24 protein-coding genes are annotated in these 22,951 nt (G+C 41.9%); 14 read left to right on the top strand and 10 right to left on the bottom strand.

Annotated elements, in window-relative coordinates:
• Positions 1-23 precede the first annotated feature (23 nt).
• Positions 24-2,999 carry a Kae1-like domain-containing protein gene (locus ACWIUO_RS06370; RefSeq protein ID WP_454177074.1) on the top strand — a complete coding sequence of 992 codons (2,976 nt, stop codon included), beginning with the start codon at positions 24-26 and terminating at the stop codon, positions 2,997-2,999.
• Between the two features lie 69 nt (positions 3,000-3,068).
• Entirely contained in the window at positions 3,069-4,193 is a 1,125-nt protein-coding gene (gene hypE / locus ACWIUO_RS06365) for a hydrogenase expression/formation protein HypE (protein WP_454177073.1), read from the top strand.
• Between the two features lie 37 nt (positions 4,194-4,230).
• Here hypE and ACWIUO_RS06360 read toward each other — a convergent pair whose 3' ends face one another.
• Positions 4,231-4,680, bottom strand: coding sequence for a hypothetical protein (locus ACWIUO_RS06360; protein ID WP_454177072.1), 450 nt, complete (start codon positions 4,678-4,680; stop codon positions 4,231-4,233).
• Between the two features lie 62 nt (positions 4,681-4,742).
• A complete protein-coding gene (locus tag ACWIUO_RS06355; protein WP_454177071.1) occupies positions 4,743-4,901 on the bottom strand; it encodes a hypothetical protein in 159 nt (52 codons plus the stop codon).
• Here ACWIUO_RS06355 and ACWIUO_RS06350 point away from each other — a divergent pair.
• Complete coding sequence (locus tag ACWIUO_RS06350) at positions 4,867-5,052, top strand: hypothetical protein (protein WP_454177070.1); 186 nt, start codon at positions 4,867-4,869, stop codon at positions 5,050-5,052. The two genes, ACWIUO_RS06355 and ACWIUO_RS06350, sit on opposite strands and share 35 nt — an antisense overlap.
• A 20-nt stretch (positions 5,053-5,072) precedes the next feature.
• Here ACWIUO_RS06350 and ACWIUO_RS06345 read toward each other — a convergent pair whose 3' ends face one another.
• From ACWIUO_RS06345 to ACWIUO_RS06330, 4 genes are all read right to left on the bottom strand, one after another.
• Positions 5,073-5,294: a hypothetical protein gene (locus ACWIUO_RS06345; RefSeq protein WP_454177069.1), complete on the bottom strand. Its 222-nt coding sequence runs from the start codon at positions 5,292-5,294 to the stop codon at positions 5,073-5,075.
• A gap of 80 nt (positions 5,295-5,374) precedes the next feature.
• A complete protein-coding gene (locus ACWIUO_RS06340; protein WP_454177068.1) occupies positions 5,375-5,539 on the bottom strand; it encodes a hypothetical protein in 165 nt (54 codons plus the stop codon).
• A gap of 9 nt (positions 5,540-5,548) precedes the next feature.
• Positions 5,549-6,052 carry a hypothetical protein gene (locus tag ACWIUO_RS06335; RefSeq protein WP_454177067.1) on the bottom strand — a complete coding sequence of 168 codons (504 nt, stop codon included), beginning with the start codon at positions 6,050-6,052 and terminating at the stop codon, positions 5,549-5,551.
• A gap of 50 nt (positions 6,053-6,102) precedes the next feature.
• Positions 6,103-10,527, bottom strand: a complete 4,425-nt coding sequence (locus tag ACWIUO_RS06330; RefSeq protein WP_454177066.1) for a hypothetical protein — start codon at positions 10,525-10,527, stop codon at positions 6,103-6,105.
• A 485-nt stretch (positions 10,528-11,012) separates the two neighbouring features.
• Between ACWIUO_RS06330 and ACWIUO_RS06325 the strand changes: the two genes are divergently transcribed.
• The 9 genes from ACWIUO_RS06325 to ACWIUO_RS06285 all read left to right on the top strand — a co-directional run bounded on the left by ACWIUO_RS06325 (position 11,013) and on the right by ACWIUO_RS06285 (position 18,932).
• Entirely contained in the window at positions 11,013-12,356 is a 1,344-nt protein-coding gene (locus ACWIUO_RS06325) for a hypothetical protein (RefSeq protein WP_454177065.1), read from the top strand.
• Positions 12,353-13,768, top strand: a complete 1,416-nt coding sequence (locus ACWIUO_RS06320) for a DUF7488 domain-containing protein (RefSeq protein WP_454177064.1) — start codon at positions 12,353-12,355, stop codon at positions 13,766-13,768. Before ACWIUO_RS06325 ends, ACWIUO_RS06320 begins: the two co-directional genes overlap by 4 nt.
• A gap of 3 nt (positions 13,769-13,771) precedes the next feature.
• On the top strand, positions 13,772-14,431 hold the full coding sequence (locus tag ACWIUO_RS06315) for a hypothetical protein (protein ID WP_454177063.1): 660 nt from the start codon (positions 13,772-13,774) through the stop codon (positions 14,429-14,431).
• 125 nt (positions 14,432-14,556) lie between these two features.
• A complete protein-coding gene (gene hemJ / locus ACWIUO_RS06310; RefSeq protein WP_454177062.1) occupies positions 14,557-15,024 on the top strand; it encodes a protoporphyrinogen oxidase HemJ in 468 nt (155 codons plus the stop codon).
• Positions 15,025-15,089: 65 nt separating this feature from the next.
• On the top strand, positions 15,090-15,401 hold the full coding sequence (locus tag ACWIUO_RS06305; RefSeq protein ID WP_454177061.1) for a hypothetical protein: 312 nt from the start codon (positions 15,090-15,092) through the stop codon (positions 15,399-15,401).
• Positions 15,391-15,699, top strand: coding sequence for a type II toxin-antitoxin system RelE family toxin (locus ACWIUO_RS06300; RefSeq protein WP_454177060.1), 309 nt, complete (start codon positions 15,391-15,393; stop codon positions 15,697-15,699). Before ACWIUO_RS06305 ends, ACWIUO_RS06300 begins: the two co-directional genes overlap by 11 nt.
• 10 nt (positions 15,700-15,709) lie before the next feature.
• Complete coding sequence (gene argH / locus ACWIUO_RS06295; RefSeq protein WP_454177059.1) at positions 15,710-17,143, top strand: argininosuccinate lyase; 1,434 nt, start codon at positions 15,710-15,712, stop codon at positions 17,141-17,143.
• Positions 17,140-18,363, top strand: coding sequence for a bifunctional demethylmenaquinone methyltransferase/2-methoxy-6-polyprenyl-1,4-benzoquinol methylase UbiE (ubiE, locus tag ACWIUO_RS06290; RefSeq protein ID WP_454177058.1), 1,224 nt, complete (start codon positions 17,140-17,142; stop codon positions 18,361-18,363). Before argH ends, ubiE begins: the two co-directional genes overlap by 4 nt.
• 314 nt (positions 18,364-18,677) lie before the next feature.
• Positions 18,678-18,932 carry a hypothetical protein gene (locus ACWIUO_RS06285; protein ID WP_454177057.1) on the top strand — a complete coding sequence of 85 codons (255 nt, stop codon included), beginning with the start codon at positions 18,678-18,680 and terminating at the stop codon, positions 18,930-18,932.
• 104 nt (positions 18,933-19,036) lie between these two features.
• Here the strand turns inward: ACWIUO_RS06285 and ACWIUO_RS06280 are convergent, their stop codons facing one another.
• Positions 19,037-19,186 (bottom strand): hypothetical protein, encoded by a 150-nt coding sequence (locus ACWIUO_RS06280; RefSeq protein WP_454177056.1) that lies wholly within the window; start codon positions 19,184-19,186, stop codon positions 19,037-19,039.
• On the opposite strand from ACWIUO_RS06280, the gene ACWIUO_RS06275 reads away from it, so the two are divergent.
• Positions 19,177-19,320, top strand: coding sequence for a hypothetical protein (locus tag ACWIUO_RS06275; protein ID WP_454177055.1), 144 nt, complete (start codon positions 19,177-19,179; stop codon positions 19,318-19,320). The two genes, ACWIUO_RS06280 and ACWIUO_RS06275, sit on opposite strands and share 10 nt — an antisense overlap.
• A gap of 23 nt (positions 19,321-19,343) precedes the next feature.
• A complete protein-coding gene (locus ACWIUO_RS06270; protein ID WP_454177054.1) occupies positions 19,344-19,520 on the top strand; it encodes a hypothetical protein in 177 nt (58 codons plus the stop codon).
• Positions 19,521-19,634: 114 nt separating this feature from the next.
• Here the strand turns inward: ACWIUO_RS06270 and ACWIUO_RS06265 are convergent, their stop codons facing one another.
• The 3 genes from ACWIUO_RS06265 to ACWIUO_RS06255 form a co-directional block, all read right to left on the bottom strand.
• Positions 19,635-20,408, bottom strand: a complete 774-nt coding sequence (locus ACWIUO_RS06265; RefSeq protein ID WP_454177053.1) for a TSUP family transporter — start codon at positions 20,406-20,408, stop codon at positions 19,635-19,637.
• A gap of 186 nt (positions 20,409-20,594) precedes the next feature.
• Entirely contained in the window at positions 20,595-21,326 is a 732-nt protein-coding gene (fliP, locus tag ACWIUO_RS06260; protein ID WP_454177101.1) for a flagellar type III secretion system pore protein FliP, read from the bottom strand.
• 385 nt (positions 21,327-21,711) lie between these two features.
• Complete coding sequence (locus ACWIUO_RS06255) at positions 21,712-22,863, bottom strand: L,D-transpeptidase family protein (protein ID WP_454177052.1); 1,152 nt, start codon at positions 22,861-22,863, stop codon at positions 21,712-21,714.
• Positions 22,864-22,951: the final 88 nt, after the last annotated feature.

The raw sequence follows: 22,951 nt of genomic DNA, 5'->3' as shown, positions 1-22,951 counted from the left end.
TCGCAAAAAATAAAGTATAAAAAATGCTAAAAATCCATTGCAAAGGAATCACTCAAGGCGTAGGATTTCGCCCATTTGTGTGCAATCTAGCAAATGATTTGGGATTAGGCGGGGCGGTAGTAAATGTCGGTGGCGATGGGATAATCTATCTTGATATAGACTATGTTTGGGGGGATTTTTTATCAGGCGAGATTTTGGCAAATCCAAAAAAACGCAACCACATTCTCAACCACATTGCGCATAAAAAATTTATGCGTTTTTACGCGTTACATTTAGGGGGTTTGTGGAAAAAAGATTTGATTTTTTGCAATGCTCAAAAAAGCGCAAAAAGCGCAAAAAATGGAGTGAATCCTACAAAAATAAGCATAAAAAATGGAGCAAAAATCACAAAAAATGATTTTCTTGCATTTTTTAGCGCGTTTTTTGCCAAACTCCCGCCAAATGCCAAAATCCACTCCATACATATTTCGCACATTTGCAATGCAACATACCACAACATCATAAAATCCAAAACGCACCAAAATCAAACACATAATGCAGGATTTTTTATCTTAGATTCTAGCCCCGCTTTTTTATCGCTAGATTCTCATATCCCGCAGGATTTAGCCACTTGCGAGCATTGTCTAAGCGATATTTTTTCGCCCAAATCGCGTCATTTTTTTTATCATCTTATTTCTTGCACAAATTGCGGTGGGCGATACTCACTCATCAAATCTATGCCCTATGATAGGGCAAATACTGCGATGAGCGCGTATCAAATGTGCGGAAAATGCGCTAAGGATTATGCCGATACAAAAAGCAGATTTTACCACGCACAGCCTATTTCGTGCAATGAATGCGCCGTGCCACTAAAGCTATACAAAGGCAAAAAGGTATTGGCAAAAAATGAAGCAGCCATAAAAAAAGTAGCCAAATACTTAGAATCTGGCAAAATCATTTGCATAAAGGGGCTTGGAGGGTTTGCGCTCATCTGTGATAGCACAAATCCGCTTGCTATAAAAAACTTGCGAGAGAGGAAAAATCGCCCCTATAAGCCATTTGCCATAATGGCACAAGACATCGCCACCGCAGGGCAAATCGCTATACTAAATAGCGCGGAATCTAGCGCGCTAATCTCTCAAAGCGCGCCTATCATACTAGCTAGGCAACGAAAAAAAAATGCCTTAAATTTAGCTTTGGAGCAAATCGCGCCAAATCTATCTAGCATTGGAATCTTGCTTGCAAATACGGCGTTGCACCATATTTTGTTTCGCTTTTTTGCAAAGCCCATCATCTACACAAGCGCAAATCTAAAAGGCGAGCCTATTATCACAAATATTGGGCAAGCACAAGAGAGTTTAGAATTTGTGGCGGATTATTTTTTGGATTTTGAGAGGGGGATTTATAATGGCGTTGATGATAGCATTTTGCGCTTTATCGCAGGGGAGATGCGTCCCATTCGCCTAGCGAGAGGGAAAACTCCGCATAATTTTGAGCTACCAAATATTTTGCCAAATTCACTAGATTTGAAATCGCAAAATCTATCAAAATCTACACAAAAATCCACGCAAAAAAATACACAAAAAAATACGCAAAAACCCCAAAAGATTTTAGCATTTGGCGCACAGGATAAAACCACCCTTTGCTACGCAAGTAGCGATATTTCTAGCCATAACGCAAAGTTTATGCTAAGCCCATATATCGGGGATTTAGCTAGCATAGCCACGCAGGAAAAATACCTTAGCGTTATGGATTTTTTTTCGCGCATTTATGATTTTGTCCCTAGCGTGCTTGTGAGTGATTTTCACCCGCGATATGAGAGTGTGAGATATGCTAAGCAAATGCAAGAAAATCTAGCACAAAAAAGCGAGACTAAGCATTTGCAAATCTATCATCATCACGCACATTTATGCGCGATTTTGGGCGAGGTGGCTAGCAGTGCAGATGAGGAGATTTTGGGAATCATTTGGGATGGGAGTGGGCTAGGGGAAAATGGCGATATTTGGGGAGGGGAATTTTTGTTTGGTGGGTTTAGGGAAGCGCGTAGGGTAGGGCATTTGCAAGAGTTTAGCCTCTATGGCGGGGAAGTGGCGATAAAAGAGATTTGGCGTGTGGGATACGCCCTAAGCAAACTATGTGGCAATGAAAAAATGCAGGCAAAATATGAAACATATTTTCAAAACAACGAGTTTTTAAAAATCGCATTGCAAAAAGGCATAAATTCGCATAAAACAACTTCGGTTGGCAGGCTATTTGACGGGGTGGCTAGCTTGATGGGGATTTTGCAAGAGACAAGCTATGAGGGGCAAAGTGGTGCGCTGATAGAGGAGCTTTATTATCAAAGTTTTGATTTGGGAGATTTTGGTTTGGAGCATTTGGCAGGGCAAGATATGGATTTTAGGGAATCTTATTTGGTGGATTCTAGTTTGCAAAATTCTAGTTTGGGGGATTTTGGAGGGGATTTTAGTTTGGGATATTTTAGCGGGGATTTTGCACGCTATCCATTTGAGATACAAGATGGCGTAGTGAAGCTAGAATCGTTTATAAATGGCATTTGTGAGGATATATTTTTGGGCGTGGATTTGCGCGTGGTGGCTAGGAAATTTATCCGCACGCTTAGTGCTATCGCGCTAGATTTTGCGCTAGATTTTTTACACGGGCAAAATCTAAAATCTAGCGCAACAAAATCAAACCCCCAAAAATCTAGCGTGCAAAAATCCATTACCCAAAAATCTAGCACGCTAAAATCTAGTGAGGATTTTAGCAAAAACGCAGATTTTAGCGCGAAATCTAGCATAGATTTTAGCGCGAAAAATGATACAAAATCTAGCGCAGATTTTGGAGCGCAAATCAAAGTGTGCTTTAGCGGAGGGGTGTTTCAAAACAAGGCATTGTGCGAGGAAATCCACGCGGCGTTTTTGAGAGAAAATATCCCACATTTTTTTCATACTATCGTGCCGACAAATGATAGCGGGATTAGCTTTGGGCAGGCATTATTTGGGATTTATGGCAAGCATTAGCCAAGTCATTTTAGCCAAAAATTTGCATAAAAAACATACAATAACAAGATATTTTTTTAAGGAGAATCTATGCAAAAATATCCGCATTTGACTATCCCGCTTTCAGCGGGCAGTGGTGGGGCAGATAGCGATGAGCTAATAAACAAAATCTTTTTGCCACATTTGGGGAGGTTTTTTGTGAGTGAGGGGGAGGACGCGGGCGTTTTTGGCGTTGGCGATTTGGGCAGGCAGGGGGGCAGATGTGGTGGCAAAGATAGCGATGAAAATGGCGTGGATTTCGCGCTTAGCACCGATAGCTTTGTCATTTCGCCTATATTTTTTAGCGGAGGGGATATAGGCAAACTAAGCGTATGCGGAAGTAGCAACGATGTGGCGATGATGGGGGCAAAGCCAGAATTTATCTCATTTGGATTTATGATAGAGGAAGGGCTAGCATCAAGCGCGCTAGAGAGGGTGGTGGAGAGCATAGAGCGCGAGGTAGAAAAAATGGGCTTAAAAATCTTAAGTGCTGATACCAAAGTCCTCCCAAAAGGCTCGCTAGATACGCTGTTTATCAACACTACTTGCGTAGGCAGAGTGCTAAAAAGGGGCATTTCTAGCAAGGCATTGCAAAAGGGGGATAAAATCATACTTTCAGCCCCCATAGGTGCGCACGGAGCGAGCATATTTGCTAGCAGGGAGGGGATAGGATTGCAGTCGCATTTGCAGAGCGATTGCGCACAGCTTTTTCCTATGCTAGAGCCGATTTTGCGCGGGGATTTTGGGATTCACGCGCTTAGAGATGCCACGCGTGGTGGGCTATCAGCCGTGCTAAACGAATGGGCAAACGCTTCAGGTGCGTCTATCGAGATCGATGAAGAGTGCATAAAAATCGATGATGAGGTGCGCGGAGTGTGCGAGATACTAGGGCTAGAGGCGTATATGCTAGCAAATGAGGGGGTTTGCGCTATGAGCGTGAAATCTAGCGAGGCGGAGAAAATCTGTGAGATTTTGCGCGCTCATACGCTAGGGAGACACGCCAAAATCATAGGCGAAGTAACCCAAACAAACGACAAAAAAGGCGCAAATGGCAATCTCACAAGCGATTTTGCCAAATCCGCAATGCCAAATGCCCGCGTGGTGCTAAAAAACAAATGGGGCTCAAAGCGATATATGGAATACCCTCAAGGCGAACTACTGCCTAGAATCTGCTAGGTTTTGGCTGGGGGTTTTTGTTTATTTTGGTTGGTTTTTATTTTTTATTTTTTTGTGTTTTGTGTTTTGTGTTTTTGGTTTTTTCTGTTGTTTGGTTGTTTGGTTGGTTTTTTTGTTTTTGTTGTTTTGGTTTTTTCTTTTTCTTTTCTTTTTTTGGTTTTTGGTTGTTTTTGCATTGTAGGGGTTTTTGTGGTGGGGGGCTTCCGTCATTGCGAGCGGTTTTGGATTTTTTAGAATCGAAACTGCGTGGCAATCCAAAATAAACCCCCTCCCTTGCGGAGGGGGTTTGGGGGTGGGTTTTCTTGTCATTGTGAGATTTTGCAATTTTGTCATTGCAAGAATTTTCAATGTCATTGCGAGCGCAACTTGTTGCGCGTGGCAATCCAAAATAAACCCCCTCCCTTGCGGAGGGGGTTTTTGCTTCGGCTAACGCCTCGCAACCCGTTGGGTGAGGGTGGGTAGATTGCGTCATTGATATAATTTGCATTGCTGTCATTGCGAGATTCTAGGCTTTTGTTAAAAAGACTAGAATCGTGGCAATCTATTTTATTAAATTGCTAAATGTGTGTTTTGCGCTTTGTGAATATAGATTGCCACGCTCACTGCGTTCGCTCGCAATGACGAATAAAATCTTTGAGATACTTCGCTACGCTCAGTATGACAAAATTCTTTTGTGGATTGCCACGCGTGGCGTAGCCACGCTCGCAATGACGGCAACACTTCTCATACTGAAACATTTTGTCATACTGAGTGTAGCGAAGTATCTCTAAACTTAAAAACTCAAATAGAGATATTTCGCGCTCACGCACTCAATATGACAAAGAAATTTTCGTCATTGCGAGCAGTTTGGATTCTTTAGAATCGAAACTGCGTGGCAATCTATTTTGCTTTTTTTACATTGTGGATTGCCACGCTCACTGCGTTCGCTCGCAATGACATTGAAAAATCATCGCAATGAAAAATAATGGATTGCCACGAATTTGCAACTTTTAACAAAGTCGCAGATTCTCGCAATGACGATTTGCGTGGGGGATTAAAAGCCCCCTCCCTTGCGGAGGGGGTTTGGGGGTGGGTAGATTGCGTCATTGATAGAATTTGCATTGCTGTCATTGCGAGATTTTAGGCTTTTGTTAAAAAGGCTAGAATCGTGGCAATCTATCGTTAAAAAATACCAAAAAACACTATTTTGATAAAACTAATAAATAGATTGCCACGCTCACTGCGTTCGCTCGCAATGACGAATAAATGCTTTGAGATACTTCGCTACGCTCAGTATGACAAAATTCTTTTGTGGATTGCCACGAATCTGCAACTTTTGACAAAGTCGCAGATTCTCGCAATGACATTGAAAATCATCACAATGACAAATAATGGATTGCCACGCGTTGCGTTGCAACGCTCGCAATGACGGAAGCAGAATCCTTGCCTACAATGACGGCGGTGGAATCTAAAGAAACCCACCCCCTAGCCCCCTCCGCAAAGGGAGGGGGAAATAATGCCATTGATAGAATTTGCATTGCTGTCATTGCGAGCAGTTTGGATTCTTTAGAATCTAAACTGCGTGGCAATCTATTGTTTCTGTATCGCATTGTGGATTGCCACGAATCTGCAATTTTTAACAAAGTCGCAGATTCTCGCAATGACGGTGTGGTTTTTGGATTGCCACGCGGATTTTGTATAAAATCCGCTTGCAATGACAAATAAATGCTTTGAGATACTTCGCTACGCTCAGTATGACAAAATTCTTTTATAGATTGCCACGAATCTGCAACTTTTAACAAAGTCGCAGATTCTCGCAATGACGGATTTACCCTCCCCCTTAATCCCCCTCCGCAAGGGAGGGGGAAAAGCGTGCCCATCGGCAAGGGGGGCAAAAGGCAAAAACACTGCAAGGGAGGGGGAAAAAGGTTTACCCGTCAATGTAATAAACCTTTTTCTTAGATTTCTTTTCTTTCTTTTTCTTTGATTTGTTGGACTTAGATTTTTGGGTGGATTTTTTGGCTTTGTTGCTACCGACTACATTTCCGTCTTTGTCGGTTTTGTAGTCTGTGCCCCCAAACCAATAAGCGTATTTTAGATTTACCGTCGTAGTTACGCCATTAAACCAATCCTGCGTAGGTCCGCCTATGTTTTTGTCTTTGGCAAAGCTACTAAAAAAGAATAGTCCATCATAGCCTAGACTTATTTCGTGGTTTTTCTTTACATTCCATATAAAGTCAAAAGCTAGATTCCCATACACTTTTGGCAAAGCGATTTCAGAGGTCGCGGAGGCTGTTTGGGGGAGGTAGTCAAGCTCTTGAGAGCCAGATTTGTGCTCTTTTAGCGTAGCACTAAATTTTTGCCTATTTAGGAAGTTATATTTCGCTCCGATTTTAGTGTTGAAGCGAAATTTATTGCCCACCACTTTGTAGTAGCGCACGCCTAGACTCACTTGAGGCAGATGCCACATAAAGCCATCATAAAACTCATCATTGATTCCTGTGGTTAGAAAATAATGAGTTTTTAGCAGTTTGTTATCAAATGTAGATAGCATATCATAGCTTAGCCCGATTTCAGGGGCTATGTAGCTATTTCGCCTAAATTGATAAAAAGTAACTCCACCTTTGATTTCAGCACCCACATTATACATTAGCACTTCGCTAGATAGCTTTGAGTTGCTTCTTAGCCTTATGTTTTCAGCGGCACTATCAGCGATACTCATCGTAGGGAAATCCACCCCACCGCGCACATTGACTTTGAGAAAGCCCTCTGCGACTTTCCTAGCTATGCTAAAGGTTTTAAAATAATTTATCCCGCCATTTAAGCTATTATTTAAAATATTAGCGTTTCTTCCTGCTAGCTGTGTGTCGTTGTTGCCAAACTCATAGCCGATATATCCGCCAAAGATTCCGTTTTTGCGCAGGTTTCTTTGCACGCCAAATATTCCACCCACTGCGTATTCTACCACTTGATTGCTCGCTAGGTAGCCATAAGTGTGGCTAGCATAGGGCAGGGCGAAAAGCCTCCAATCCCTCTTGCCACTATAAGGGATAAACGCCACATCTAGCTGGTCAAGTAGCTCGAAGTTGTTGTAGCCTTTGTCTATGTCTTGCCCTTTGCTTTGCTCCAAAGTCAGCCTTGCCATTTTTTCGCGCACTTTATCTAGCTTTTTCTCATTTTTGCGTTTTAGTTTGTTAAATTTAGAGCTACGATTGGTTATCCTGCTCATCTCGTATTGCAAAAGTCGCAGTTCTACTTCTTGGTTATAAAATTTATCACTGCGAAATGTCTTTGTCGTCATCGTATCTAGGATATTTTGCACCATCGTATTTCGGCGCATATTTGCTAGAGCCAAAGCACGATATACCCCCGCACTATAGGTATTGCTCGCATCGACTTCTAGGTAGAATCCTTCGTAGTTTGCATTTAGCCTAAAGCCAGATCCAGCTTTAAAATTAGACACTGTTAATTTTCCACCAGAAGTGTATGCGGTGCTACTGCCATTGCTACCGTCATTTGTGCGTATAAAGTCTGTATATTTATATAGTTTTCCTGCTGTTGCAGCACCTGTGCTTACAGTGATAGCCGCTCTTTTTGCTTCTATGGTAGTGCTAGCACCTTGTTTTAGCAGTATGACTTCACCGCTTTTGCCATTATCTAGCGTTGCGGGTAATGATAATTCTAGCCCATCTAACACTAACTTATTTAGTGTGAGTTTAGAAAAATCAGTCGTGCCTAGAGCTGGAGCTAGCCCTGTATTATTCGCCCTACTTCCTAGTGTGAGCGTGTCTATCGTCCCATTAGAATCACTGCTAAAACCTCTAAAAGTTGAGCTAGATGACACAGACATACTGCCAATATTAGCTTTCAAATCTAAGTTATTAAGACTTCCTCCATCTAGTGCTAGGGTAGATATGCTACCTCCTGTTACTCTTAGAGTGCCTATGCTTGCGCCACTATTGATGCTTAGGCTTGATATATTGCCACTATTATTATTTGTAAGCGTGGATATACTGCTACCGCTATTTAGCGTTAGAGTGCCTATTGTTTTGGTATTTGTTAGGCTACTTATCGAGGAACTATTTAGGTTTAGCGTATTGATTGCCCCGCTATTTGTGAGGTCTCTTATGGAGCTATTTGTGGCATTTAGGTTATTTATCGTGCCTTTGTTGTCTAGCTTGCCTGTTATCGAACTATTTGTGATAGTTAGATTTGAGATGGTTTTGTTGGCATTGTTGGTTAGGTTGGTTACTCTTGCGCGATTTTGCAAGTTTAGATTGCTTATGCCACCATTATTGTTGATACTAGACACCGAGCTATTATTGACACTTAGCGTGCCTATGTTGTTATTGTTGTTTAGCGTGCTGACATTGCCACTATTTACATTTAGCGTGCCTACCCAGCTATTTGCATTTAGCGTGCCGACAGTGGAGCTAGATATATTTGTGGTTTGGTTGCTAGATTTTATATCTAGCGTGCCGATATTTGAGCCATTTTGTATGTTTATGTTATTGGAGCTTCTATTGCCTTCCACAGTTAGGCTACCTAGCCTTGTGTTTCCTACGCTTACTTGGCTGTAGTTCCCCGTGTCAAAAGATACGGTCAAGTTAGAATTGCTTGCGTTGGTGTTGTTGATATTTAGATAGTTGCTACCACCGCCTGCGGGAGAATATGGATATGGCTGAAATGACAAAGTCTTAGGTCTGTTATCAGTCGCTGTGAGGTTGCTGATATTGTAAGTAGTGCTACCGATGGAGCGATATGGATTCCACAGGTCGCCTAGACTCATATTGCCTGAGCAATTAACTGTGCTATGGTTTGCTTGGTTTGTCCCTCCACAGCCTGCTACTAGGCTATCTATGCTAAGGCTAGCGATAATCGCACTTGCGGCTATGGACATCGCTAGGTGCTTTTTGGACTTGGTGGTTTTATTTACCCACCCCCTAGCCCCCTCCGCAAGGGAGGGGGAAACTCTTGCGTCATTGCGAGCAAATGCGTTAGCATTTGCGTGGTAATCCACTTTTTTGTCATTGCGAGAATTTGCGCTAGCAAATTCGTGGCAATCCACTTTGTCTATATTACATTGTAGATTGCCACGCTCACTGCGTTCGCTCGCAATGACGAAAATTTCTTTGCGAGATTTTGCATTGCCGTCATTGCGAGCGCAACTTGTTGCGCGTGGCAATCCAAAATAAGCCCCCTCCCTTGCGGATGGGGTTTGGGGGTGGGTGTCATTGCTTGCAATGACGATTGAATCTGTCGGGTTGCTACTTTTTGTCATATTATTCCCCTTTGTCGTGTTGTTTTTCTTTGTCTTATTTTTTTTCTTTGTCATATTGAGGGCGAAGCCCGAAATATCTCTATTTATTTTCGTATTTTGAGATACTTCGCTTCGCTCAGTATGACAAAATTCTTTTGTGGATTGCCACGCGTTGCGTTGCAACGCTCGCAATGACGGAATGTTTGTCGTATGACAAGCGGATAGATTGCCACGCTCACTTCGTTCGCTCGCAATGACGGAAGCAGAATCCTTATCCACAATGTCGGCGGTGGAATCAAAAGAAACCCACCCCCTAGCCCCCTCCGCAAGGGAGGGGGAAACTCTTGCGTCATTGCGAGCGCAACTTGTTGCGCGTGGCAATCCAAAATAAGCCCCCTCCCTTGCAAGAGTGGCAACACCTCTTAAAACCCCCTCCCTTGCGGAGGGGGTTTGGGGGTGGGTGTCATTGCTTGCAATGACGATTGAATCTGTCGGGTTGCTACTTTTTGTCATATTATTCCCCTTTGTCTTGTTGTTTTTCTTTGTCATATTGAGGGCGAAGCCCGAAATATCTCTGTTTTTATTGATATTTTGAGATACTTCGCTACGCTCAGTATGACAAGAAACCCACCCCCTAGCCCCCTCCGCAAGGGAGGGGGAAATAATGCCGTCATTGCGAGATTCTGCGCGTAGCGTAGAATCGTGGCAATCCACTTTATTATGTTTGTCAAAAGCGTGTTTTGCGCTTTGTGGATATAGATTGCCACGCTCACTTCGTTCGCTCGCAATGACGAAATGGTTGGCGTCATTGAAAGAATTTTCAATGTCATTGCGAGCAAATGCGTTAGCATTTGCGTGGCAATCTATTTTGTCTATATTACATTGTAGATTTTGCTTGCGCAACTGCGCCCACTCGCGCTTACGCGCTGAATCGCTACTTCGTAGCTGTGGGCTTGTGCCACGCAAGTCTTGCGACTTGCTCGCAATGACGAAATGGTTGGCGTCATTGAAAGATTTTGCATTGCCGTCATTGCGAACAATGACGATTGATTTTTCGTTGGCTAAGTTTTTAGCATTTGTGTTTAGGGTTTTCATATTCACTCCTTAATGTGAAATGTTTATTCCTTAGGATTGCAAAAGGATTGCAAATCGCTAAGGATTATACCAAAATGCACTTATTTTCTAGCCTTTTGATAGTAAATCGCAGGGCTACACAAATAAGTTAATGTATTGTAAATAAATAAACCTTAAATGAAAATAAAGAAATAACAAAAAAAAAAAAACGGCAAAAAAAGTCAAAAATTCACACAAAAAATCTCAAAAATCCAAAAAATTCCAAAAAACTCGCAAAACTTTTGTGGAATTTATGAAAATCTAACCACAAAATCCCTATAATTTTGCGTTAAGAAACTTAAAAGATTTTGCTTTTTTTGAGTTCGCATTTTGGCATAGCATTATCTGTGCCATAAAAGCAAATGAAAAACAAATAAACAACAAATGGAAGCAAAATGTAGCCAAAATCTAGCGACAAAAAGGGCAAAAATCTTAAGTTTCATACCAAAATATAGGGAGAAGTGGCGATGAAAAAGATGAAAGAGGTGAAAGAGATGAACGAGATGAGGGCAAAAATGGCAAACGAACATCTAAAATCCTGCGTAGTGGCAAAAATGGCAAAAATGGCGGAAAAAATGAAGGCAAAAATAGCAGGGCTAAAAAAGTGGCTATCAGTAGCCCTGCTAGGCGCGCTAAGTGTATGTGCAAATGCAAATATCATAGTCGATGACTGCGATAAAGATACTTGTGCTAGCAAGGCGCATAACTACGAAATACAGGGCGATGTGGATATGGCAGTGGCGTATTATAAAAAAGCTATTGAGCTAGGAGATGCGGAGGCGTATTCGTTTCTAGCACTGCTATATCAAGCCCAAAATAACCCCGCTTTGGCACGGCAAAATTTTCAACTAGGCTGTGATAAGGGGCAGTATGATGCGTGCTATAATTTTGGGACTTTTTTGGAGCTTGGCAGGGATTTTGCCCACGCGCAGACATACTACACGATGGCGTGTGAAAAAGGAAATGACAAAGTAAAATCTAATGCCTGCCATAATCTAGGTGTGCTGTATAGTAGCAAGGACTTGGGAGCGCAAGAGGACTACGCAAAGGCACTGCAATACTACAAAGAAGCCTGTGATTTGGGGAATCCAAAAAGCTGTGGCTCTCTAGGGACATTTTATGAAAAAGGAAATGGCGGAGTGGAGCAGGACTACGCAAAGGCGTTTGGGCTATATGAGTCCGCTTGCAATCAAGGCGAGGCTAGAAGCTGCTTTAATCTAGGGACGATGTATGATAGGGGGTTTAGCGTAAAGCAGAATTTCAAAAAAGCGTTTGGGCTATATCAAATCGCGTGCAATGCCAAACACGGCGAAGCCTGCAACAATATGGGGCTAATGTATGATGAGGGGCTGGGGGTAAGAAAAAGTCCGCAAAAGGCGTTGGAGTATTATCAAATCGCGTGTGATTTGGAAAGCCTCGTGGCGTGCAACAATCTAGGCTATCTCTACGAAAACGAACCAAAACTAAAAGATGTGCAAAAAGCCTACACATACTACCAAAAAGCGTGCGATATGAAAAGCTCAAAAGCCTGCTACAATCTAGGCTATCTCTATGACAATGATGAGGAAAATCGCAATGCGACAAAGGCGTTTGAGCTGTATAAAATCGCGTGTGATTACAAAGACGCTATGGCGTGCAACAATCTAGGAAATCTATATGACAAAGGCGATGGCGTGGAGCAAAACTTTGAAGTGGCAAAGAAGTTTTATGAGAGGGCTTGTGAGATGGGTGCACAGCTAGGGTGTGTGAATAAGGAAATGTGGGATAAAAATCATACGCAACTAGATAGGCGCGGAGAAAACAAAAAATGATATGTGGGGCAAGTGGCGATAAAAGTGGCGGCAAAAATAGCGCGATAAGAAGCGAAGCGATGAAGCACGAAACGATGAAACGCAGAGCGATGAAGCGTGTCTGCGTGGATTTTGCTTTTTTAGTGGATTTTGTGCTTTGTGTGGGGTTTGCGTGGGCTTTGCGTTTTGTGGATTTTGCGCGTTTTTTTTGCTTGGCACATTTTGTGCGTTTTGTGGATTTTGCTTTTTTTGCGCGTGTAAAATGTCGTGCAAAATGTCTTGTAAAACATCGCACAAAAAATAGCGCAAAATATCGCGCAAAAAGCCTTATATCGCGACTTTTTGCGTGCACAATCTGCCTGCTTGGCTTAGCAAGTAATGCAAATGCGATGAGCTATGCTGCGTGTCAAAATTTTTATAAACAGGCTAGCTCTGTGGTTGATTCTAAGCGGGTATTTTCGATTATGCACGGGGGTAAGCCCTACTTGCTAGCTTACTCAAAAACGCCTATTCATTCTTCCAAAATCATCAAAAAAGACATATTTTTGGGGCTATATCTTTTCTCTGGCAAAACCCCCCTAAGCTACAACATAAAGCCCATAGATAGCTATGCAAACTCACTATCGCTAGCGGGGGTAAATGATAGCTCTGCGGTGGGTGGCGTGGTGGTGCGCTCTGGCGGGGGGATTTTTGATTTGGCTAGATTTTCTAAGGCATTGCCAAAAGATTCTGTGATTAGCAATATTTGCTTTCAAATCTATGGATTTTACGCCTATGATAATTATTTCGTGCCAAAAGTGCTGATTGATAGATTTTTGTCGCAAAAGGGCGGAATCTATGGCGACATAGGCGTGCGCATCATCGAATCTAGCCAATCCCAAAACCTAGCCCAAAAAAATCCTGCCAATCCAAAATCTAGCCACGCCACAACTCCCAAAACCCCAAAATCTATCATCGTAGAGCAAGTTGATATATTTTTCCCAAATAATCCATTTTTGCCAAAAGATAGGATTGTATCCATAAATGGCGAGAGTGTAAAATCTAGCGTGGATTTTGAATGGATAGTGGCAAATCTAAGCCCAAATTCTACCGCCAAAGTGTCTATAATGCGCTATGGCAAGCCCCAAACCCTAGAAGTCAAAGTCTTGCATAGACAGGGAGGGGGATTGCTTAGCGATACATTTTTGGAGCGGTTTGGCGTGTGGCTAGATGAAAATCTTGTGATTCGCGCTATAAAAACGCCATTGCCATTTAATCTATCGCTTTTAAGCGAGGGCGACCAGCTTTTGTGGATTGATAGAGTGCCGATAAAAAGGGGAGATGGATTTTGGCATTTGAGGGAGTTGCTAATGCAGGCGTGGCTAAATGGCAAGATAGAGCTACTTATACTGCACGAGGGTGTAGAAGCCTTTGTGCGCTCACAAATGCGCTAGGGGGTGGATTTTGGGATTTGTAAAATTGTTTGGAATCTTTATGGTTTTTTGCGAAAACTTCGTATGGCAAGTGTCGGTGGTATGATAAAAGTCGGTAGTATGGCAAGTGTTGGCAGTGTGATAAATTTCGGTGGTATGATAAAAAACCCACCCCCACCCAACGGGTTGCAAGGCGTTAGCCGAAGCAAAAACCCCCTCCGCAAGGGAGGGGGCTTTGAATCCCACAAGCAAACCGTCATTGCGAGCGAACGCAGTGAGCGTGGCACAAGCCCACAGCTACGAAGTAGCGATTCAGCGCGTGAGCGTGAGTGGGCGCAGTTGCGCAAGCAAAATCCACAGCTCAAACAAATCGTCATTGCGAGCAAGTCGCAAGACTTGCGTGGCAATCTATATCCACAAAATGCAAAACACACTTTTGACAAACCGAATAAAATAGATTGCCACGCAAATGCTAACGCATTTGCTCGCAATGACGGCAATGCAAATTCTCTCAATGGCAGGATTTCCCCCTCCATTGCGGATTTGCGCACTTCTTGTCCCCCCTCCCTTGCGGAGGGGGCTAGGGGGTGGGTTTATTTGGATTCCACCGCCGACATTGCAGGCAAAAACGCCACTTCGTCATTGCGACCGTTGCAACGCAACGCGTGGCAATCCAAAATATAGCAATCCAAAAGAATGAAATCAACAAGAATGCAATCAACAAGAATGCAATCCACAAATTTTCAGGCATTAAAAAAAATAAGCAAAACACGCGATAAACAACACAACACAACAACAAAGGAGAACAAATGCTAGAATCGTATCAAGCATTGCAACAAGCGTTGATTGAATATTATAGCGTGATAAAGGCGGTGCATATTATTAGCATTATTTGCTGGATGGCGGGTCTTTTTTACCTGCCTAGACTTTTTGTCTATCACGCAGAAAATGCCACAAATACAGATTTTGTCTCGGTGGTGAAACTCCAAGAATACCGCCTTTTTGCCTATATTATGCGTCCTGCTATGCTTTTTAGCGTGTTTAGTGGTGTGTTTATGATATTTTTAGCCCCTGAATTATTTAAAAGTGGCATTTGGTTTCACATAAAATTATTATTTGTGATTTTGCTACTTTGCTATCACATTGTTTGCGGGATTTTGGTAGGCAAAATGCAAAAAGATGAAGCCAAATTTAGCGGAAAATTTTTCCGTGTTTTTAATGAAATCCCCACACTTTTGATGATAGTCATCGTGCTTTGCGCGGTTATTAAGTTTTAATAGATTGATTTTAGGTTTTTTATGTAATAATTTCGCAATATCTTACTACGCAAAAAGGACAAACAATGACGGCGATAGATTATGAAAAATACGAGGATATGACAAAAAAAGAAATCGCAAAATCTTTGCAAAAAGCACAAAAAAGGGTGCAGAATTTTTCCTTAAAAATACAGCAAGAAGCCAAACTTATCAAATATCTAAAATCCAAAATCAAAAAAACGCCCAAAAACAATAAATATGATTTTGTGTCGCTTGAAAAATCAGGGCTAATTGAATTGCAAAAAGAGGTTGAAAAACAATTTAGCCCACAAGAGCTAAAACAAATCAAACAGGAGCTACAAGAGGAAATCAACAGGGATTATGACAATGACGCATAAAAGCCCAAAATCTCAAATCATTGTTGATAAAAAGGTTATGAAATTTTTAAAAAAATTAGCAAAGTCGCTCCCGCAGGTTTATATAAAAATCGTTGATTTTCTAAAAGATGATTTAAGTAATGCTGATAACCCTTGCAAACTACCAAACGCAAAGCATTTGCAAGGTTTTAGCGATAATCGCTATCGGTGGAGGTTGGGGGATTATCGCATTATTGGCATTGTGGAAAAAGATAGATTTTTTATAATCCAAATTATAAAAATTGCAAAGAGAGATAACAACACTTATAAAGATTTGTAGGAGAAGTAAAATGAGCAAACAAAAACTATGGGGTGGGCGTTTTCGCGCTGATTCTAGTGCGCTTTTGGAGGAGTTTAACGCCTCTATTTCGTTTGATAAAAGGCTTTGGAGTTATGATATTTTAGGCTCGAAAGCACACGCAAAAATGCTTTGTAAAATCGGTGTTTTAAGCAAAGATGAGTGTGAGCAAATCACGCAAGGGCTAGAATCTATCGCTACACAAATATCACAGGGTAGATTTTGCTTTGAAATCGCTGATGAGGATATTCATATGAGTATCGAAAAAGCCCTCATAAGCCAAATCGGTGAAGTAGGCAAAAAGCTCCACACCGCCCGCTCACGCAACGACCAAGTAGCCCTAGATTTTAGAATGTTTGTGCTAGATGCAAATAGGGCGATAAAAGATGAGATTTTAGCCCTAATCAACGCTCTTTTAGAGATAGCCTCACGCCACACGCACACGCTTTTAGCGGGTATGACGCATTTGCAACACGCACAAGTGGTAAATCTAGGATTTCACATAGTCGCGTGGATAGCGAGTCTAAAGCGCGATATAGAGAGGCTAGATAGTGCGTATAAAGCTGCGGATTTTATGCCTCTTGGCAGTGGGGCATTGGCTGGCACGCCATATAAAAACGATAGAGAGTTTTTGGCTAGAGAGCTAGGGTTTGGCGCACCTACGCTAAATGCAATGGATTCTGTGAGTGATAGGGATTTCGCGCTAGATTTGCTATATGCTATCGCTATGCTTAGTATGCACATCTCACGCATCGCCGAAGAAATGGTGCTATGGAGTAGTGCGGAGTTTGGGTGGCTAAGGCTTAGCGATGAATACGCCACAGGAAGCTCGATAATGCCGCAGAAAAAAAACCCCGATGTCCCAGAGCTACTGCGAGGCAAAAGCGGGCGAGCGTATGGGAATCTAATCTCTTTGCTTGTGGTGATGAAATCCCTCCCCCTTGCCTACAACAAGGACACACAAGAGGACAAAGAAGCGGTATTTGATAGCGTGGATAATGCCCTAATAAGTCTAAAGATTTTGCGAGAAGCGTTAAAAAGCGCGGAATTTGACACGGAAAAAATGGCAAATGCTTGCAAGGTGGGGCATTTGAGTGCTACGGATTTGGCGGATTTTTTGGTGCGCGAGTGCGGAGTGGCTTTTAGAGAGGCGCATCATATCACGGGAAATGTCGTAGCCTACGCAGAATCTAAGGGCATAGATATAAGCGAGCTAAGCCAAAATGAGCTAGAAAATCTACTAAAAAATACCAACATAAAGGACATAAAACAAGTCAAAGACACGCTAGAGCTTACGCGCTCTATGCACTCACGCGACACGCTAGGGGGTAGCTCTCCAGCGCAGACACAAGCCCAAATCGCCACGCTAAAATCGTGGCTAAAAAACGCCCAAAAAGACACATACAAATACAAAGGACAAATATGAATCTAGCCAAAACCTCCACCAAATCCAATGCAAAAACACGCACAAAATCTAATGCAAAAGCTAACACAAAAGCACGCGTGAAATCTAGCCCAAAATCTAGCGCAAAATCTAATGCAAAATCAAGCGTGAAAACAAGCACAAAATCAAGTCCCAAAAAAGCCAAAACACCCAAAATGCCAAATACAAAGCTAATCAAAAACGCAACAGATTCTAACTTTTTGTCGCTTATGAGTTTGGATAGTGCTCTAAGCGCAAATGAGCCAAAAAAAGCCACACGCAAGATAAAATCTAGCAACAATGCAAAATCAAAAAACACCACAAAAACCCCCCCAAAAAACCCAAAAAAAGCAAGCGCGCAAAAAAATCCCCCCACCAAAAAATCTACCACCAAACAAACTGCCACAAAAAAATCTAGCACCAAAAAAACGACTACGCAAAATCTATCCAAACAAAAGCAAATCATATCAATGTTTGATTCAATCGCTAAGGACTATGACAGAGCAAATCATCTGCTATCTTTAGGCATAGATATTTCGTGGCGAATCGATGCGTGCAAGCGGGCATATCAGGCTTTCGCAAGCAAAAATATGCCAAAAGAGCAAAAATCCACGCCCAAAAAACAAAGCGGACTTATGATAGCAGACATCGCCTGTGGCACGGGCGATATGCTACTGCAATGGCACAAAGAGGCAAAAAAATCAAATATCGCGCTAGATTCTCTAATCGGTATCGACCCATCAAAACAAATGCTAAAAATCGCTCAAAACAAAATAAAAAACAAACTAGATAAAACCTCAAAAACCAAAATCCTAATCAAAATAGGCGAAGCAAAGGATTTAAGCACGCTAAAAAGCGGTAGCATAGACATACTATCCATTTCGTATGGTTTGCGAAATGTGCTTGAATACGACAAGGCATTGGGCGAATTTGCTCGCGTGCTAAAACCTAATGGCGTGCTAGTGGTGCTAGATTTTTTCAAAAAGCCAAACCCTAGCTTGCTAGATAAAATAGTAGGAATCTATACGCGCATTATTTTGCCTTTTATCGGGTGGGCTATTTCGCGCAATTTTGAAGCGTATAAATATTTGCCAGATTCTATGGATAGCTTTGTAAGCCCGCAAAAATTGGCAGATGATTTGGGTAAACTAGGGTTTGAAGGAATCCAAATCAAAGGATATAGCGCAAATATTTCTCATCTCATTTTGGGGATAAAATCTTAGGGATTTTATGTTTGGATTATTATGATTTTGCGATTTTAATGCAACGCGTGGCAATGACTAAAATTTTTTTGTCATTGCGAGCGCAACTTGTTGCGCGTGGCAATCTATTGTTGTTGTAATTTCAAGAATTTTCAATGTCATTGTGAGCAATTAGATTCTGCGTTTTAGCAGAATCTAATGCGTGGCAATCCACATTCACAAATCGCAAAAACACACATTTAGCAATTTAATAAAATAGATTGCCACGATTCTAGTCTTTTTAACAAAAGCCTAGAATCTCGCAATGACAAGAAAACCCACCCCCACCCAACGGGTTGCGAGGCGTTAGCCGAAGCAAAAACCCCTCCGCAAGGGAGGGGGTTTTTAATCCCCCACGCAAATCGTCATTGCGAGAATTTACGACTTTGTTAAAAGTTGCAGATTCGTGGCAATCTACAAAAGAATTTTGTCATACTGAGCGTAGCGAAGTATCTCAAAACATTTATTCGTCATTGCGAGCGCAACTTGTTGCGCGTGGCAATCCATTATTTTTCATTGCAATAATTTTCAATGTCATTGCGAGCAATTAGATTCTGCGTTTTAGCAGCATCTAATGCGTGGCAATCTATATCCACAAAACACAAAACACGCTTTTGACAAACATAATAAAATAGATTGCCACGCAGTTTCGATTCTAAAGAATCCAAACTGCTCGCAATGACGGAAACAAAATCATCGCTAGCAATGACGAATAAATGCTTTGAGATACTTCGCTACGCTCAGTATGACAAAATTCTTTTGTAGATTGCCACGACTTCCTGCGGAAGTCTCGCAATGACGGCATTATTTCCCTCCCTTAGCACGAGGGGACTAGGGGGGTGGGTATTTTTATTTAGAAAAAGACATTTTGTCATTGCGAGAATTTGCGTTAGCAAATTTGGGGCAATATATTCTCCCATCATCATTGCAGGCAATTAGATTCTGCGTTTTAGCAGCATCTAATGCGTGGCAATCTAGATTCCCGTCATACCAAGCCTTTGGGTGAAGTATCTAAAATGTTAAGCCAAAAAAGAGATATTTCGCTAACGCTCAATATGACAATGTGTTTTTGTAGATTGTGTTTTTTGGATTGCTATGATTTTGTGATTTTTGCAAAAAGTAGTAGATTTTTGCAATGACAAAAATGTGGTATTTGTGGGGGTTTGGAATGTTGGATTTTGTATAAGATTTTAGGGGGTTTATGATATGTTGTAGCGCGTAAAATCTTTACTTAAAATCTACTTAAAACCCACTCAAGCCCACTCAAAAAAGAGCAATTTCACGCACATCGCCACGCACACGATGACTACTAATGGTTTGATGATGCTGATTCCATAGCGCAGGGCGAGCTTCGCGCCGATATTTGCACCCACAAACTGCCCAAACGCCATAGCCACGCCCACCGCAAAGAGAATATGCCCAAATGCCAAAAACACAAGCACGGAGGCAAGATTGGTAGCGAAGTTATACAGCTTTGCTTGCGCGAGCGCGTCTTTTATCCCAAAGCCTCCTAGCGAAAATAAAGCAAGCATAAGAAACGAGCCTGTGCCCGGACCAAAAAACCCATCATAAAAGCCGATACCACCGATGATAAGGGCTAGAGCGATTTTGCCTATGCGTGCATTTGTAGAATCTGTGTGTGATTCTTGCTTGATTTTGGGCGAAAAGAGAAAATACAGCGCGAAAAAGAGGAGCAAAAACGGAATGATTTTACGCAAAAAATCCGCGCTCACCACCTGCACGAGCAATGTCCCGCACAGCGAAAACACAAAGGCAAAAAGCGCGAATAACGCGCACTTTTTCATATCTAAATGCCCCTTTTTATAAAAATGCAATGCCGCGCTAAAACTCCCAAAAACCGCTTGAAATTTGTTTGTCCCTAGTGCTTCGTGTGGCGGGATTCCCACCATATATAGCGCGGGGATTGTTATCATTCCCCCGCCACCTGCGATACTATCCACAAACCCCGCCACAAGCGCGACAAGTGCGAGTAAAATAAGCGTGCTAATGCCTATGTCAAAATCCATTTTTGTCCTTTTGGTTTTGTCCTTTTAGGTTAAAAATGTGCGCTAAATTTTGCCAAAAAACACTTGCTATATTTTTGGTGGATTTTTGTGTTTTGTCATAATGGCTAGATTTTAGGGCTAGATTTTACTTTAAAAATTATAGAATTTAGTCTTAAAAAGTGGAGCAAAATAAACATTTTGGCAAAGCTACTTAAATCCTTGCACAAGCGAGCCTATGAGTAGATTAAACCCATCGACAAGCACAAAGACTAAAATCTTAAATGGCAGTGAAATCATCACGGGAGGCACCATCATCATACCCATCGCCATAAGGATAGAGCTTACCACCATATCGATGACTAAAAATGGCAAATACAGCAAAAATCCTATCATAAAAGCCGTCTTTAGCTCGCTAATCATAAACGCAGGAATCGCAATGCTTAGCGGGACATCGGCGGTGGTTTTGGGGTTTGGCAGGGAGCGGATACGATAAAAAAGGGCTAAATCTTTTTCGCGTGTGTTTTTTAGCATAAAGTTTTTGAATGGCTCGCTAGCCCTCTCAAATGCGACATCATAGCTGATTTTCTCATCGATATAAGGCTTTACGCCCTTTTCCCACGCTTCTTTGCCCACAGGCTCCATTATGAAAAATGTAAGAACTAGGGCAAGGGAGATTAGAATCTGTGTGGGTGGGGACTGCTGTGTGCCTAGCGCGGTGCGGAGAAAAGAAAATACAATCGCAAGTCGCATAAAACTTGTCATCACAAGTATGAGCGATGGGGCTAAAATCAGTAGCGTTAGGACAACTACGACATTTAGCGAGGTAACAAGCTGGGCTGGGCTATCTGGCGCGCTTAGAGATAGATTTACGGTGGGAATGGTGGTGGGGGCAGCGTGGATTAGGCTTGGTATAAATGCGAAAATGCTAAAAAAAAGCAGGGCAAAAATGCGTGATTTTAGGTGTAGTTTTGGGGGCAAAAGGTTTTTTGATTTTGGGGGAAGCAAGTTTTGTGGTTTTTGGGGTGAAAAGCTTTGTGATTTTGTGTGTGAAATATTTTTTGTTTTTGTGAAGTTGTGAAATTTTGCAACTTTGCCAAAATCTATAAAATCACAAAAAATAGATTTTGTAAAAAATGTAGCAAGGCAAAAATAAGATTTTGCAAAAATCTTAAAAACGCTAGAATCCATTAGATTTTGGGGTAGATTTTTTGCCACATTTTGCACTGCATTTTGCGCTATATTTTGCATTTGTGGATTTTGCCCCGTTTTTGTTTGCATTTGCGTTTCTTTAAGCTATTGGATTTGGTGTCGCTAGATTTTGCTTTTATCGTTCGGTTAGGATTTGCATTTTGCCATTTTCATAGGACACATAGAGGATTTTATAGTGGTTTGAAGCGTAGCTGATTTTGCCATTTTTATAGGCTTTGTAGTCTTGCTGAAAACTCACGCGAAACATTACGCGTTTTTCGTCATTTGGGTAGGGGACGACAGAGATATTACTAAGGATTATGTCTTTTTGCTCGGCTTTGGCAAAGACTTGCTTTTTTTGCGCTTTAAATGCGTTTAGCTTGCTACCATCGATTCTCATAAAATCCCTGTGATAAAACGCAAGATAGGCGTTTAGATTGTTTTTTTTCCACGCTTCGCGCCACTGATAAAGTGAGGATAAAATATTTGCCAAATCATCTTTGCTAGGCTTTGCCAACTCGCTTTCATAAGTGATAAGCACGGCTTTTTTGTAATCCACCATTTTGCCAAAATCGCTTAGCACAGCATTGTCAATCGCAATGCAACCACGCGTATTTAGCTCCTCTCTATTGCCATCAAGTGGCAACCCGTGTATCCATATCCCGCCACCTGTGCGTTTTAGGGATTTGTCGTAGTTGTTTGGGTAGTCTGTGGCGTAGGCTAGGGGACCATAGTAGGGCGGAAGCCCTGTGAGTTTGCCTGTGAAATCATACGCGCCAATGGGTGTCGTCAAATCCCCTTGCACGCGCTTATCCCCCTTGCCTTTGCCGACAAGTGCGGGGAGTTGTTTGATAAGTCTTAGATTGCCATTTGTGATTTTGTATAGGGCTAGATTTGGAGCGGATTTATCTGAAACAAACAAGTATTCATAGCCTTCAAAATACCCAAAATCCGTGTCTTTATCCTGCAACACAGACACCCAAAAATCTTTTCTTTGCAGATATTGCTCTAGCAAAAGTGCGGTTTTTTCTACGCCTTGCGTGCGGTAAGTTTGGATAAGTTTGGTTGTGTCTTTGTCGATTGCTAGTGCAAAATCAAACGCCAAAAAAGCAAGGCAAAAGCACAAAAATCTAGCCAAAAAAGCGCGGTGGATAAAATCAAAAAAAGTGTGAAAAAAGATTGTAGATTTTGCAAGGGGGGATTTTGCGGTGTTTGCGTTATTTATGGGATTTGTAGATTTGATTACATAAGATTTTGTGGATTTATAAAGTGTTTTTTTGGCTGGCATTTTTGTCCTTTGTCTTGCCGATTTTGTATTTTTGTGGATTTTTGGGCTTGTAATCGCGTTGTAATTGCGCAGTAATCGTGTAATAATC

It is taken from the genome of Helicobacter sp. T3_23-1056 (assembly GCF_053654535.1).
Note: the sequence above shows the minus strand (reverse complement) of the source record. Positions and strands in the feature narration are given on the sequence as shown.